Raw genomic sequence first — 14,828 nt, forward strand, 5'->3', positions numbered from 1 at the left:
GGTGGATCACGGTCAGACGGATAGGCTGTAGCGGCTGATATTGCTCAGCAAATACGGGTCGGGTGGCAGGTGGCGACGGCCGGCGTCGCCCAGGGCATGCCGGAGGAATTCGCGGGTGCGTTCGCTTTGTGGCTGCTGGAACACCTGGTAGGCGCTGCCGGACTCGACGATCAGGCCGTTCTCGGTGAAATACACCTGATCGCTGATTTCCTCGGCAAAGCGCATTTCATGGGTCACCAGCACGCAGGTCATGCCTTCTTCGGTCAGCTCGCGAATCACCGTCAGCACCTCGCCGACGGTTTCCGGGTCGAGGGCCGAGGTCACCTCATCGAACAGGATCAGTTCCGGGCGCATGGCCAGGGCACGGGCAATCGCCACCCGCTGTTGCTGACCGCCGGACAGTTGCCCGGGAAAGGCGTCGACCTTGTGCTCCATGCGCACCTTGGCGAGCAACTGCCGGGCCTCCTTTTCGGCGTCGGCGCGGCTGCGACCGAGCACCTTGCACGGGGCGATCAGCAGGTTGTCCAGCACCGACAGATGCGGGAACAGGTTGTATTGCTGGAAGACAAAACCGACCCGCTTGCGCAACTCGATCAGCTCGGCCTCGCGGTGCAACTGGTGCACCTCGGTGGCGCCGACGCGAATAGTCCCGCGCTGGGGTTTGAGCAGCCCGGTGATGCAGCGCAGGATTGTCGATTTACCCGAGCCCGAAGGCCCGATGATGGACACTGCCTGGCCGCGCTGTACATCAAGGTCGATGCCCTTGAGCACCGCGTTGGCGCCGAACGACAGGTGCAGGTCGCGCAGGCTGACGAGGGGTTCAGTAGAAGGCATAGCGTCGCTCCAGGCGTTGGGTCAGACGGGAAATCGGGTAGCAGTAGACGAAGAACAACGCCAGCACGCTGAAGTAGATCAGCACGGTGAAACCGGTGCGGTTGACGGTGTTGCTGGCGATCTGCGCGGTGTCGATCAGGTCATGCACGCCCACCAGCGATGCCAGCGCGGTGCCCATGGTGATCACCGCGTAGAGGTTCATCCACGGCGGCAGCATGCGTTTGAAGCACTGCGGCAGGATGATCGAGCGAAACAACTGGCCGCGACTGAAGGCCAGGGAACGCGCGGCTTCCCATTGGGTGCCGGGAATCGAACCAATGGCCCCGCGAAAGATCTCGGCGACGTTGGCGCTGGCCGGCAGCGCCAGGCCGACGGTGACTTTCAGCCAGTCGGGAAACGGCAGGTAGTAGCTGCCGACATGGATCTCGAACGGGAACACGTAGGTGGTGAAGTAGATCAGCACCAGCCAGGGCGCGTTGCGAAACAGCTGCACCCAGAGCCGTGCCGGCAGGCGCAGGATCCGCAGCGGCGACAGCCCCAGCGCACCGATCAGCAAACCCAGCAGCGAACCGATGGCAATCGCCAGCAGGCTGATCAGGATATTCTGCGCAAAGCCCACGGCCAGCGCCGGCGACCATTGCCACAAGGACTCAATGACCATAACCGGGCATCCTCAACCGCGCTTCCAACGCCCGGCCCACACAGTTGACGATAAAACTCAAAACCCCGAAAAAGCTCAGCATCAGGATCATCAGTTCCAGCACATTGTCGCTCTGGGTCCAGATCATGATCGAGGCGTAGGTGATATCGCCGACGGCAATCGCCGAGGCCACGGCAGTCATCTTCACCAGGTCGATCAGGTTGTTCACCAGCGACGGCAGGGCAAAGCGCAGGGCCAGCGGCAACTGCACGTTCCACAGCAACTGGCGACGGCTGAAGGCCAGGGAACTGGCGGCCTCCATCGTCACCGCCGGCACCGCCTCGATCCCGGCGCGCAGGGCCTCGGCATGAAAGGCGCCCTTGTGCAGGGAAATCACGATCACCACCCAGGCAAACGGCGTCAGCGGGTTGGCCGCGCCCACCGCCTGGGTCAGCAGCATGTTCAGCACCAGGAAGGCGCAGTAGAGCTGGACCAGGGTCGGTGTATTGCGCGTCACCTCGATGAACACCCGCGCCGGGCGCGACAGCGCCTTGTTCCCGCTGGTGAGCATCGCCGCCAGGGTGACCCCCGCCAGCAGACTGCCGATGATGGTCAACACGCACAGCAGCAGCGTGGTCCAGGCCCCGTCGATCAGGCTGCCGCGTTGATAGGCGTCCAGCAGGAAGCGGTAGTTGAGCCCCAGGTGGGCGGCCCACTGCACAAAGGTTTCCATTACGCCGGGCCCTCGACCAGGCGGGCGCAGGCGGCAGCGATCCGGCGGCCGGCTTCGCGGACACTGTCGGTGGCCGTGGCAATCGATAGACGGAACCACGGCGACAGGCCATAGGCACTCCCCGCGACCCCGGCGACGCCCTCCTCCAGCAGATAATCCACCAGTTCGTTATCGCTGCCGATGGCCTGGCCGTCCGGACGCAGTCGGCCAATCAGGCCGGCGCAACGGACGAAGACGAAAAACCCGCCCTCGGGTTGCAGCACCTCGAGCCCGTCGACGTCGCTCAAGGCGGCCACCAGCAGGTCACGACGTTCCTGATAAGCCGCCACTTGTGGCTTGAGGAAATCCAGCCCGCCTTCATAGGCCGCCAGGGCTGCGGCCTGGCTGACCGACGAAGCACCGGACGCCGACTGCGACTGGACCACGCTCATGGCCGTGGTCAGCGCCTGGGGACCGGCGCCAAAGCCGATGCGCCAGCCGGTCATGGCGTAGGTCTTGGACACGCCGCCCACCAGCAGGCAGCGCTCCTGCAGATCCGGCGCGACATTGAGCAGGTTCAGTGGTGGCTGGCCGTCAAAACGAATGTGCTCGTACAACTCATCGAGCAGCACCAGCACCTGGGGATGGCGACGCAGCACCTCGGCCAGCGCCCGCAGTTCATCGGCGCTATAGACCGCACCGCTGGGGTTGCCCGGGCTGTTGAGGATCAGCCAGCGGGTACGCTCGCCGATCAGGCCATTCAGTTGCGCCGGGGTCAGCTTGCAGCCCTGTTCCAGGGTCGACTGGACAAACACCGGTTCGCCGCCATTGATCCGCACGCTGTCCGGGAAGGACGGCCAGTACGGCACCGGCACCAGCACTTCGTCGCCCTCGTCGAGGGTCGCGGCGAAGGCATTGAAGATGATCTGTTTCGCGCCATTGGCGATCACGATCTGGGGCAGTGCATAGTCGAGGCGATTCTCACCCTGGAGTTTGCGCCGCACCGCCTCGCGCAAGGCCAGCACGCCCGGCGTCGCGGTGTATTTGGTCGCACCGGCGGCAATCGCCGCATAGGCCGCTTCCTTGATATGCAACGGGGTATCGAAATCCGGCTCGCCGGTGGTCAGGTCAAGCACGTCGCGGCCGCCGTCGCGCAAGGCCGTGGCCCGGGACTTGGCCGCCGCATTGGCCGACAGCGAAACCTTCTGCACCCGTTTGGACAGTCGAAGAGTCATGGCAGTACCTTGCCTGGATTGAGCAACCCACGGGGATCGAGGGCCTGTTTGATTCGGCGCATCAGGTCCAGCTCCACCGGGCTCTTGACCTCGGCCAGCAGCGCACGCTTGCGTTGGCCGATGCCGTGCTCGGCACTGATGGAACCGCCGTGGGCGTGGGTATTGCGATGCACCAGGGCGCTGAGCGCCGCATAGTGGGCCATATGCGCTTCAACCGGCTGACCGAGGGGGGCGGCGACGTTGTAGTGCAGGTTGCCGTCGCCGAGGTGGCCGAAAGTCAGGTTGCGCACGCCGGGGAAATGTTCCTGCAACAAGGCATCGGTCTCGCGGACGAAGTCGACGATATGCGAGATCGGCAGCGAGATATCGTGCTTCATGTTGCGCCCTTCGCGGGCCTGGGCTTCGCTCATGTTTTCCCGCAGTTGCCACAGCGCGGCGCTCTGGGCCAGGCTTTCGGCGATCAGCGCATCGGCCAGCAGATTCAGTTCGAAGGCCTCGCCCAGCACCCGCTCGAAGGCATCCCGGGCATGTTCGGCGCTGTGGTTGTCGGACAGCTCCAGCAGCGCGAACCAGGCTTGCGGTGCCTGGGCGAAAGGTTGCGGGTCATCGGGAAACTGCTGGCGCAACAACGCCAGGCAGGCGGCGGACATCAGTTCGAAAGCCGTCAGGTCGGCGCCGAAGCCGGCACGGGCGTGGGACAGGAAAGCCACCGCCTGTTCCAGGGAGTCGAACGCCAGCAACGCCGTGCTCTGGGCCTTGGGCAGCGGAAAGAGCTTCAAGGTGGCGGCGGTGATAATCCCCAGGGTGCCTTCGCTGCCGATAAACAGGTCGCGCAGGTCGTAGCCGGTATTGTCCTTGCGCAGACCGCGCAAGCCGTTCCAGATATCGCCGTCAGCAGTCACCACTTCCAGGCCCAGGGTCAGCTCGCGGGTGTTGCCATACCGCAACACCCCGGTGCCGCCGGCATTGGTACCGAGATTGCCACCCAGGGTGCAACTGCCTTGCGCCCCCAGACTCAGGGGAAACAGGCGCCCGGCGTTACGGGCCGCGTCCTGCAGGTTCTGCAGGATGCAACCGGCCTCGACGGTGACGGTGTCATTGTCGGTATCGATCTGGCGAATGCGGTTCATCCGATCGAGCAGCACCAGCACGCTGTTGCCGCTGGCATCCGGGGTAGCCGCACCCATCAGGCCGGTATTACCACCCTGCACCACCAGCGGCGCACCATGGTGAGCGCAGACCCGCACCACGGCAGCGACTTCTTCGGTACTGGCCGGATGCACCACGGCGACGACCTGGCCATGGTAGACACGGTGCTTGTCGCTGAGAAACGCACTCCCGGCAATGGAGTCCTGGACATGGGCGGCGCCCAGCAGTTGTTGCAACTGCGCGAACAACCCACTCATGGGAGCTGCGCCAATGGAGCTGCATCCTTGAACTGCTCATGCAGTTGCAGCAGCGCCTGGGATGGCGGCATGCCGGTGCGTTTGCCCAGTTCGATCAGCCAGCCGCTGCGGTGCCAGTCGCGGACAATCGCGTCGAGACGGGCCTGGATATCCTTTTCGCCTTTACGTACCCAGATCACCGAGCGGGACGGGATCAGGTCGGTGGGCAAAGGAATCTCGTAGCCGGACCATTCGGCCTCGTCGAGCAGGCTGTGCATGGTCGGGCTGACGTGCACCGCGGCCACGCAACCATTGCCGCGCAGGGACAGCAGCGATTCGGACTGGCTGCGGAAGGCCTTGATCTGCGCGCCATAGACCTCCTGCAACGGCTTGGTGAAGTTGCTGCCCTGGGAAACACAGACCGGCTTACCCTTGAGGTCTTCCCAACGGGTAATCCCGGCGCCCTTGCGAATCAGCGCGGCGCCGCCGACCTCTTCGTAAGGCGTGGGCACGTAGTCGAGGATCTCGGCGCGCTCTTCGGTGAACTGCATATTGGCGATCAGCGCATCGACCTTGCCCTGCTGCAGGAACTGCACACGGTTGGGCGCCAGTACCGAGACGCTTTCCAGCTCCACGCCGAGACGCTGGGCCAGGCCCTTGGCGAGTTCGACGTTGTAGCCCTGGTGGACACCAGTGGCCGGGTTGATCGTGCCGAACGGCGGACCGCTGAGAATCACACCGATACTGATCTTGTGCCGCACCTGGATCTTGTCGAGGGTGGCATCGGCCTGGGCCAGGGAAGCGAAGAGCGCCAGGGCGAGGGGCAAATACTTGAACATTGCGGGGGTATCCTTGAAGACAGGTACGGTCAACCCTTGAACTGGTTATGCAACTCCACCAGCGCTGGCGATTTCGGCGAGATCTGATTGCGACTCTCGGCCTCGATCAGCCAGCCGCTGCGGTGCAGGCCCTGGACCACCGTGTCCAGGCGCTTCTGGGTATCGACCTCACCCTGACGGGTCCAGATCACCGACGGGGCCGGGTTCAACTCCGGGGTGATGGCGCGATAGTCCTGCCACTCCGGGTTGCCCGCCAACAGCGGATTGATCAGCGTCGCATCGTGGACCGCCGCCACACAGTTGTTGCCACGCAGCGCCAGCAAGGACTCCGACGAACTCTTGAAGGCTTTCAACTGCGCGCCCAGTTCACTCAGCGGCTTGACGTAGCTGCTGCCCTGGGAGGTGCACACCGGCTGCCCCTTGAGGTCTTCCCAGCGGGTGATCTTGCTGCTCTTCAACACGGCCGCGGTACCGCCGACCTTGTAGAACGGCGTCGGCACATGGCCCAACTGACCGTCGCGCTCCGGCGTCCACTCCATATTGGCGATCAGCAGGTCGACCTTGCCCTGCTGCAGAAACTGCACACGGTTGGCCGGCAGCACCGGCACCAGCTCGACATCGACCTTCAGGTCCTGGCCCAGGGCATTGGCCAAATCCACATTGAGGCCCTTGGGCGCCTGGGTCGATGGGTCGATGGAACCGAACGGCCCGCCGGACAGCAGCACGCCGACCACCAATTTGTGACGCTGCTCGATCTTGTCCAGGGTGGCATCGGCCTGGGCCGCAGCCACCGCCCCCAACGCCAGCACGGCGCCGATGAAAGCAGGAAGCAGGCGTTGACCCGGTGTGCGCTTGAACGACATGACTATCCCCTCGATGGCAATCGGCGTATCCCGACCTTGTTGACCTGCATGCTAGGGAGCGTCACGGGCGAACGGAAATTCAAATATCTAATATTGTTATAACTTTCTGGTTATTAGCTTTTGAGAAAAACGGCATAACCCCTGTTTACAGGGGCTTTCAGCGATCCTAATAATTTAGACTCGCCAAATACATCAGCATCTGTAATCTATTGGCGATCGCCCTTGATATGAATTCGAACCGCCATGCCCTCTCCGACCCTGGACCTGGAACTGCTGCGCACCTTCGTCGCGGTGGTGGACCATCACAGTTTTGCCGAAGCCGGCCAGCACCTGGCGCGCACGCAATCGTCCGTGACCCAGCAGATGCAACGCCTGGAACAGCAGGTGGGCGTCAGCCTGTTCCAGAAACAGGGCCGACAGAAACAACTGACCGAGCCGGGTCGGCAGTTGCTGCGCCATGCCCGGCAGCTGCTGTCGCTGAATGACGAGGCGCTCAATTCCCTGCAGGAAAGCCACTTGAGTGGCGTGCTGCGCATCGGTTCACCCCACGATATCGCCGATACCATCCTGCCGCCGATCCTCAGCCATATCGCCCGCTCGGCGCCGCGCCTGCGCCTGGAAATCGATGTCGGCCGCAGTCCCTACCTGATGGAAGACCTGCACCGGGGCAAGATCGACATGGTCATCTCCACCCGCGAAGACTCGCGCCTGCAGGGTTTTGCCCTGCGCACCTCGCCGGTGTGGTGGATCTGCTCGGCGCAGTACATCCACGTCCCCAGCGAGCCGCTGCCGCTGATTCTGGTGGAAGAACCCAGCATCTACCGGCGCTATGCCATGGAAGCACTGGAGCGTGAGGGGATTGCCTGGCGCCAGGCTTATCTGGCCTCGAACCTGATCGGCATCAAGGCGGCGATTCGCGCCGGGCTCGGGGTGACGCCGCGCAGCATGGAACTGCTGGGGCCGGATATGCGGGTACTGGGGGAGAACGATGGTTTGCCGCGTCTACCGGATGTGACCTATCACCTGTGGATCCGGCCCAATACGGTGAACCCGCTGGTGCGCCGGGCCTATGATCTGATTCGTAGCAGCCAGGGGTTGTAGGCGCGCATCAAGCGCGCCAGCTACATCGGCTCGACAGCCACCGGGACCTCAAGCCCCACCTTCACATTGCTCATCGAGACCAGTGTCTTGAAGCGCTTGACGTTATTGCTCTCGAAAAACAGCGTCCGCGTCAGTTCGGTGTATTGCTCCATGTTCCTGACCGCCAGGATCAGCACAAAATCGCTTTCGCCCGTGACGTAATAACACTGCTGGACCTGCGGGCAAGCGAGGAAGGTGCGCTTCATGGCATCCAGCAGGTCCAGGCGCTCATTCTCCACCTCCACCGCCACAATCACCGTCAGCCCGTAACCCAGGCGCACCGGGTCCACCAACGCGACGGTCTTGCGTACGACGCCGTCCGTATTCAGCTTTTTCAAACGCCGATTCACCGCCGCGGGCGACAGGTTGACCCGGGCGCCGAGGTCCTGCTGGGAGGTGCTGGCATCCTGCTGGATGGCTTCGAGCAGGGCTAAATCGAAATGATCAAGGCTCATGGCTGACGGGTTCTCCGAGGGGCAATCGCAGGCGCTGCCAAAAATGGAATAAAAATTCATTTAAGCACCGAAAATCAAGCAATAAGTGCGCGGCATTGAAATAGGATTTACCCAACAACCGCCATCCACTCACGAACAGGCCGGACTGTCAGCCGCCGGAGAGCTCTATGACCCCGCTTCCCCCTCTTCACCTGAACGGAGCCATTCTCCTTCAACAGCTCCGTATCTTGGGCGAAGTGGGTGCTGACCCCTTGAACGGCGGGCGTACCCGAATCGCGCTGACCGATGCCGATAAATCCGCGCGCGACCAACTGGTGGCCTGGATGAAAGAGCTGGATCTGGAGATCCAGGTTGATCGAATCGGCAACCTCTTCGGCACACTCCGTTCCGTTGCCGATCAAGGCAAGCAGGCCCCGCTGATGATGGGCTCGCACATCGACACGGTAAGCAATGCCGGCGCGCTGGACGGTTGTTATGGCGTGCTGGCCGGCCTGGCCGTGGCACGTGCCTTCCGCGAGGCCGGTGTGCTGCCGGCGCGCTCGATTGTCATCGGCGCGTTTACCAATGAAGAAGGTGTTCGCTACCAGCCGGACATGATGGGCTCACTGGTGTACGCCGGGGGACTGCCAGTTGAAGAGGCCTTGGCCACCCTCGGCACGGACGGCACGCGCCTCGCCGAGGAGCTGGAACGCATCGGCTATGCCGGCGACCTGCAACCGGGCTCCATCGTCCCCCACGAATACCTGGAGTTGCATATCGAGCAAGGGCCGATCCTCGAGGCGGAGAACACTCTGATCGGCGTGGTCGAAAACCTCCAGGGGATCTCCTGGCAACAGGTGGTCGTGCAAGGCAATGCCAATCACGCGGGCACCACCCCTACCCGCTTGCGCCATGACGCCGGCTACGTCGCCAGCGCGGTGGTGGCCGAGTTGCGCAAGATCGCCATGGACTCGGACGACACAACCCTGGCCACCGTCGGCTGCATGAGTTTCGAGCCGAACCTGATCAACGTCATACCGCGCAAGGCCAGTTTCACCGTGGACCTGCGCGACCCCGATGAAACACGGCTGGCAAACGCCGAACAACGGCTTTCGCGGTTCCTTGCCAAGATCTCGGAAGCTGAGGGCGTGCATATCAGCAGCACACAACTGGTGCGCTTCCAACCGGTGATATTCGACGCCGGCCTGGCCGACGAAATCGAGGCCTCGGCCCAAAGCCTGGGCTTCAGCCACAAGCGCATGACCTCGGGCGCGGGCCATGACGCCCAGATGATCGCGAGGATTGCACCGTCGGCAATGATCTTCGTGCCCAGCCGCGGCGGCATCAGCCACAACCCGCGCGAACACACCGATGACGATCAGTTGATCAAGGGTGCCGAGGTGCTCCTGGACGTGGTCCTGCACCGCCTGAGCGTCCGGCTTTAGCTTCCCCCGAAACCACAGACTGCCGACGAAAGCCGGTGGTGATGGCCCCGTCTTGCCTGAAGGAGTCCGTAATGTTGTTCGCCAATCCAAACGCAACCCGTGAGACCTACCCCGATGCCCTGAAAAGCATCATGAGTGTCGAGAAGGCAGCGCAAAGTCGTGCCTGGCTGTCCCACTGGTCGCAACTGAATCACAGCACCACGCCACTCTATTCACTGCCCGATCTGGCCACGGAGCTGGGGGTCGCGCAGATTCTGCTCAAGGATGAATCGAAACGCTCGGAACTGGGCAGTTTCAAGGCCCTCGGCGCGCCGATTGCCCTGCTCCGCCTGATCCTGCGTCAGCTCCCGGAGCAGCGCTTCGAACCCCGGGAATTGTTAGCCGGGCAACACCGCCTGGCACTCCGCGATTTCACGGTGATCAGTGCCACTGACGGCAACCACGGCCGCGCCTTGGCCGCGGCGGCCCAAAGTGTCGGTTGTCGCTGCGTCATCGTCCTCCATGCCAACGTCAGCCTTGAGCGCGAACAGGCGATTGCCGCCTACGGGGCCGAGATTGTCCGTATCAGCGGCAACTACGACCAGTCGGTGGCAGAAGCCGCGGCACTCGCTCAAAACAACGGATGGTGGGTGGTTTCCGATACGTCCTACGAAGGTTACGAGGACATTCCTCGCGATGTGATGCAGGGTTACGGCACCCTCGCCGCCGAAATCATCGGAACACTCAACGGCAGCGCCTTCACCCACGTATTCCTGCAAGGTGGCGTTGGCGGTCTGGCGGCCAGCATCACCAGTTATTTCTGGGAGTGGCAGGGTGAGCAACGTCCGAGCTTTATCGTCGTTGAGCCGGAGCAAGCGGACTGCTTGTATCAAAGTGCCGTGGCCGGCAAAGCCGCGAAGGCCAGCGGCTCGGTGGACTCGGTGATGGCTGGCCTTGCCTGTGGCGAAACCTCGCCCCTGGCCTGGAGGTTCCTGCAAGCCAGCGTCGACTTCTTCATGACCCTGCGCGACGACGAAGCGGTCAGTGCCATGCGGCGCCTGGCAACGGGCAGCCAGCGCGATATCCCGGTGGAAGCCGGCGAGTCGGCCGTGGCCGGGCTTGCAGGCCTGATAAGGCTTGTCGCATCGCCAAGCCTGGCCGCGAAGGTCGGTATCGACGCCCAGTCACGCATCCTGCTGATCAGCACCGAAGGGGCTACGGCTCCTGGGGTCTACGCCGAACTGGTGGGCGAATCCGCGGCTTCGGTTCGGAGCCGCCAGCAGGCGTGGTTGGCCAGCGCTTGAGCGGCGCCGACGCCGGTGCCTGGCGTCTCAGTTCAAGTCGTCGTATCCGATAGATGATTGGAAATAACCGTCCGATTTCTACCACTGGTCTTGGCGACATAAAGTGCTTTGTCAGCGATATCGATCAAATTCTCCGGCGTGTCCGCTTTTGAACCGGATAAAGCACTAATGCCCACGCTGATGGTGACGACCTTGGCTGGCGAGTCGTCATGTCGAATTGAACTGTTCTCCAGTTCCGTTCGAATTCTCTCGGCGATAATAAAGGCGCCCACATAGTCTGTATTCGAAAGGACGATAGCAAACTCCTCGCCTCCGTACCGGGCGGCGAGATCGCCATCCCGAGTGATATTTTTCTTGATGATGGTGCTCACCACCTTCAAACACTCATCACCTTGTACGTGACCGTAGTGGTCGTTGTATTTTTTAAACAGGTCCACATCGATCATGATCAGCGCAACATCATCCGGTCTTCGTCTTGCCTTTCGGACTTCGGCACTGATAAACAAGTCGAACTTACGACGATTCGGCAGGCCCGTCAGGCTATCCTCGAGCGCCAGTTGCCCGAGTGCCTTGTTGGCCTCGATATAATTTTTCTCAGAGCGCTGCAATTCCTTTTGTACCTGAATCTGCTGGCCCATCAGCTTTATCAGCCGATAGCCCAGGAAACTGAGAATCAGGAGTAGCACCGAGGATATAAGAAAGCTGGCAAAGGATTCACTACGCCAATCGGCCAGTATTTCACTCTTGTCAAAGGCCGCGATCACGACCAGCGGGTAGCCGTTGACCCGCTGAAAGCTGATGACCCGCTCAACCTTGTCAATAAACGACTTTATGGTAGCGCTGCCCGAACTGATCTCGGGCCTCAGCAACGCAAAGACTTCCCCTTTTGAAATATCGGTGCCGATATCAGCATCGTGAAAAGGTTTGCGTACGACAATATGCCCTGTGGAGGAAGCCAGATTGATCAGGCCATTTTCTCCCATGTCGATGCCGTCATAGAGACTGAGAAAATATTTAAGATAGATTGTGGCTATCGTCACGCCAGCAAAACTGCCATCCGGATGGTTGAGCCGGCGCGAGATGGTCATGACCCATTCGTTGGTTGAACGACTGCGTATGGAGGGGCCAATATAGGGCGCGGAGCTGGTATGGTCGCGATGGTAGATAAAATAGTCGCGATCCGAATTGTTAACGCCGAGCGGGGTTGCGCCGTTTGAGTTGAATAACCAGCGGCCCTGCTCGTCATAAATAAAAAAACCATGGACCTGCGGCAGGCTTTTTTGTTGGTTTTTCAGTATCCCCCCCAACCTTTCCAGGGTCTGCGCCCCCGTGCCTTCCACTTCCACCTGCCCCTGAATACCCAATATCACGGTGTCGGCTTGAGTCAGTGTCGCCGCGATACTGGATGACAAGGCCTTGGAAAGGTTTGACATCTGGATCTCTTTGTCATGCAAGTGGTACTCCAAAGAGTTGAACATCCCCCAGATGCTGATCGCGATCAATGAGATACAGACCGCTGCCACAAAAAGCACCACATGGCTGAGCTTGAGTTTGGCATCTGCCCACTCGGCCTTAAGAAACGAGGTCGCCTTTGTGATCATGAAACCCTTTCCCTGTGGTTGGAATGACGATCTGTAGTTTATGCGATTTTCACGGATACCTCATATTTCTGACAATGAGATGCACTCACGACGTCAGCCCCCTTCAGGGTAGGCCCAAACCGTTACGCCCGATGGCATTCAACTGCTCAAACGTGAAGCGGTCTTTCCAGGCGGTTTCGTAGTGTTCCGGGGGGAAATCATCCGGTGATTCACCGGCCTCGAACGCTCGGCAAACGTCCTTGGCATATTTGAGGTTTTTCGGGCACATCGGGGCGGCAGGCACATACATGACGTTCCCCCAGCCCTCTTGGCTCTGCACTGGCGCGACACTATGGATAACGTCGCAATGCCACCAGACCGAGTCCCCTGCCTGCACATCGGGGATCGGCGTCAGCCCTTGAACCAGCAGCGGATGCCACTTTTGCGAAACCGGCAGTACCTTGCCCGGCGCGACGCCACACAGCTCGTCCTCCGGCACATCATTGAGCAAAGGGCGCAGGAGCATGTAGGCCATGGCTTTGGGGATCGGCAAGGTATGCAGCACACCTTGATCAGCGCGCATATCCGATAAGGCGGTCCAGCCCTGAAAGGTTCTGAATGCAGAGCATTTCACCGTGTCCTTGTAGGCGTACTCATCGACCTCGGTACGATACGCGGCATCCCAAGGGTCGTAAGCCTTGAAATCATTGCGGTAGATCTTATCGAACACCTTCAAGTAGGCAGGATGCAGCCAGCGCTCCAACGCGCCCGAGTCGGTATGCGGCCCCAACCCCCTGGAAGTGGTGCCGGGTGGACGACGGCGCACGCGATCCGGGTAAAGTGCGTTGATCTGCGGGTTGAACCATTGCTGGCCGTGGGAATGAATTTTCCATAAGCGGTTCAGAAACGACTGCGCGGTGCCCATGCGCACATCCTGGCGCAGTTGCATCTGAGAGGCCGACCAATAGATCGGAAAAATCTCCGGCCGCGAGGCATCAAGGTTGCCAAAGAACTGATCGACCGGCCCGCGATAGACCCGGTCGAAGTCGTTCTTGTCCAAGTACGCCAGAAGGCCTTTGTCCCATGCCAGGACTTGCTCTCTGGGGAAGTGATTCCTGATCACCAGACAGCCCCGGCGCTTGATCCCCGCCAGTTGTGCCTCGGTCACCGCACCCGCGGCGATGGCCTCGAACTCGAGGACCGGCCACCCGGAACCGGTCAGCGCCTCCTGTTCCTTGATCGAGGCGATCTCGGCCACAATGAACGCGCTGACTTCGGCAAACAAGGACTCCACATCGCCTATCTGTGCGCGCAACGTCTTTTTCATTTTGACGACGCTGTCCTTGTAGTTTTCCGGGAGAGTCGCGCTTTCGAATGCTTGATACTGATTCATGAAACACCTGCGTCTTATTGTTCGTACAGGCATGAAAACATTGGGGGGTGCCTGGCGGCAGTCTCATTTCAAGCGTTGAGTAATACGATTCTGGCTTCTTTCCTCGTGCCTATGGAGCCATTCGATTAACGACCTGATGGGGCGCCACGGGCAGGCTTATTGGAAATGGTGCCCGTGCTGGCGTCGAAACTCCGAAGGGGTCATGCCCTTTTGCGCCTTGAACTGCCGGTTGAAGAGCGCTTGGGACGAGTACCCCACCTGCTCGGCAATCATCGAAACGGCCACATTGCCCTGCATCAACAACGCGCAGGCGTGTCCGACGCGCAGCCGGACGATGTAGTCCAGCACCGTACACCGCGTGTGCTTCCTGAACATGCGATGGAAAGCTGAAACACTGACGCAGGCCATCTCCGCCAACACTGAAAGACTCAGCGCGCTCGCGTAGTGGCCGTGAATGTAATCGAGGGCCCGATGGATACGAGCATCTTCGGTGACGGGATTGAAGGCCTGAGTGCTGCTGGCGGGGGCAATTGTCTCGGCATTCACATCCCGGGCAAGCCGGTTCAGCACCGTCAGCAGTGAGACCAGGCGTTGCGAAGCGTCCTGATCCACCATCGCCTCGATGATCGGGCGCAATTCGCCAGAAGCCGCGTCACTGAAACGCAGGGCATTCTGAGCGGCGGCCAACAAGGCGCGAATCGCCGCCATCTCCGGACACAGCGTGACCAGAGCCTGCGCCCAAGCCTCGGAAAACCAGATGACCAAGGCAATATGCGGTTCCGCCGGATCAATACGCTCGGCGGAAGACCAGCTATGCGGGACGTTAGGACCGATCAGGACCAGATCGCCATCGTCGTACAGCGCGACATCATTGCTGATATAGCGGTGACCTCGGCTGTTCAGCGTGAGGGTCAGTTCGTACTCCGGATGGTGATGCCACTCAAACGGTATCGCCTGCGCAAGGCGCCTGTTCAGCAAGGTCCAGGAAGTATCCGCTGCGCTGGGCACCTTCTCGAAGCTGGGTTTCATGAACCGATACTGCCTT

Annotated in this window: 14 protein-coding genes; 3 read left to right on the forward strand and 11 right to left on the reverse strand. The window is 61.1% G+C overall.

The window, feature by feature from the left end:
- Window positions 1-12: 12 nt before the first annotated feature.
- The 7 genes from CWE01_RS26045 to CWE01_RS26075 are packed head-to-tail and all read right to left on the reverse strand — an operon-like array spanning window position 13 to window position 6,508.
- Window positions 13-834, reverse strand: a complete 822-nt coding sequence (locus CWE01_RS26045) for an amino acid ABC transporter ATP-binding protein (RefSeq protein ID WP_100943412.1) — start codon at window positions 832-834, stop codon at window positions 13-15.
- Window positions 821-1,495 carry an amino acid ABC transporter permease gene (locus tag CWE01_RS26050; protein ID WP_100943413.1) on the reverse strand — a complete coding sequence of 225 codons (675 nt, stop codon included), beginning with the start codon at window positions 1,493-1,495 and terminating at the stop codon, window positions 821-823. The genes CWE01_RS26045 and CWE01_RS26050 overlap by 14 nt, the downstream gene beginning before the upstream one ends.
- Window positions 1,485-2,207, reverse strand: coding sequence for an amino acid ABC transporter permease (locus tag CWE01_RS26055; RefSeq protein ID WP_100943414.1), 723 nt, complete (start codon window positions 2,205-2,207; stop codon window positions 1,485-1,487). The genes CWE01_RS26050 and CWE01_RS26055 overlap by 11 nt, the downstream gene beginning before the upstream one ends.
- Window positions 2,207-3,421 (reverse strand): aminotransferase class I/II-fold pyridoxal phosphate-dependent enzyme, encoded by a 1,215-nt coding sequence (locus tag CWE01_RS26060; RefSeq protein ID WP_100943415.1) that lies wholly within the window; start codon window positions 3,419-3,421, stop codon window positions 2,207-2,209. The genes CWE01_RS26055 and CWE01_RS26060 overlap by 1 nt, the downstream gene beginning before the upstream one ends.
- A complete protein-coding gene (locus CWE01_RS26065) occupies window positions 3,418-4,827 on the reverse strand; it encodes an FAD-binding oxidoreductase (RefSeq protein WP_100943416.1) in 1,410 nt (469 codons plus the stop codon). The genes CWE01_RS26060 and CWE01_RS26065 overlap by 4 nt, the downstream gene beginning before the upstream one ends.
- Entirely contained in the window at window positions 4,824-5,645 is an 822-nt protein-coding gene (locus tag CWE01_RS26070; protein WP_100943417.1) for a transporter substrate-binding domain-containing protein, read from the reverse strand. Before CWE01_RS26070 ends, CWE01_RS26065 begins: the two co-directional genes overlap by 4 nt.
- 29 nt (window positions 5,646-5,674) lie before the next feature.
- Entirely contained in the window at window positions 5,675-6,508 is an 834-nt protein-coding gene (locus CWE01_RS26075; RefSeq protein ID WP_100943418.1) for a transporter substrate-binding domain-containing protein, read from the reverse strand.
- A 243-nt stretch (window positions 6,509-6,751) separates the two neighbouring features.
- Here CWE01_RS26075 and CWE01_RS26080 point away from each other — a divergent pair, with 243 nt between their 5' ends.
- Window positions 6,752-7,609 carry a LysR substrate-binding domain-containing protein gene (locus CWE01_RS26080; protein WP_100943419.1) on the forward strand — a complete coding sequence of 286 codons (858 nt, stop codon included), beginning with the start codon at window positions 6,752-6,754 and terminating at the stop codon, window positions 7,607-7,609.
- 20 nt (window positions 7,610-7,629) lie between these two features.
- On the opposite strand, the gene CWE01_RS26085 is transcribed toward CWE01_RS26080, so the two are convergent.
- Window positions 7,630-8,103 carry an Lrp/AsnC family transcriptional regulator gene (locus CWE01_RS26085; RefSeq protein WP_100943420.1) on the reverse strand — a complete coding sequence of 158 codons (474 nt, stop codon included), beginning with the start codon at window positions 8,101-8,103 and terminating at the stop codon, window positions 7,630-7,632.
- Between the two features lie 167 nt (window positions 8,104-8,270).
- Here CWE01_RS26085 and CWE01_RS26090 point away from each other — a divergent pair, with 167 nt between their 5' ends.
- Window positions 8,271-9,527: a Zn-dependent hydrolase gene (locus CWE01_RS26090; protein WP_100943421.1), complete on the forward strand. Its 1,257-nt coding sequence runs from the start codon at window positions 8,271-8,273 to the stop codon at window positions 9,525-9,527.
- Between the two features lie 71 nt (window positions 9,528-9,598).
- The gene (locus CWE01_RS26095; protein ID WP_100943422.1) at window positions 9,599-10,810 is read left to right on the forward strand and encodes a diaminopropionate ammonia-lyase; all 1,212 of its coding nucleotides are present in this window, start codon (window positions 9,599-9,601) and stop codon (window positions 10,808-10,810) included.
- Between the two features lie 32 nt (window positions 10,811-10,842).
- On the opposite strand, the gene CWE01_RS26100 is transcribed toward CWE01_RS26095, so the two are convergent.
- From CWE01_RS26100 to CWE01_RS26110, 3 genes are all read right to left on the reverse strand, one after another.
- Complete coding sequence (locus tag CWE01_RS26100) at window positions 10,843-12,411, reverse strand: sensor domain-containing diguanylate cyclase (protein ID WP_100943423.1); 1,569 nt, start codon at window positions 12,409-12,411, stop codon at window positions 10,843-10,845.
- A 103-nt stretch (window positions 12,412-12,514) separates the two neighbouring features.
- A complete protein-coding gene (locus CWE01_RS26105; RefSeq protein WP_100943424.1) occupies window positions 12,515-13,783 on the reverse strand; it encodes a DUF1479 domain-containing protein in 1,269 nt (422 codons plus the stop codon).
- Between the two features lie 156 nt (window positions 13,784-13,939).
- Window positions 13,940-14,812 carry an AraC family transcriptional regulator gene (locus tag CWE01_RS26110; protein ID WP_100943425.1) on the reverse strand — a complete coding sequence of 291 codons (873 nt, stop codon included), beginning with the start codon at window positions 14,810-14,812 and terminating at the stop codon, window positions 13,940-13,942.
- Window positions 14,813-14,828: the final 16 nt, after the last annotated feature.

Source organism: Pseudomonas sp. QS1027 (assembly GCF_002814235.1).
Taxonomy (GTDB): Bacteria; Pseudomonadota; Gammaproteobacteria; order Pseudomonadales; family Pseudomonadaceae; genus Aquipseudomonas.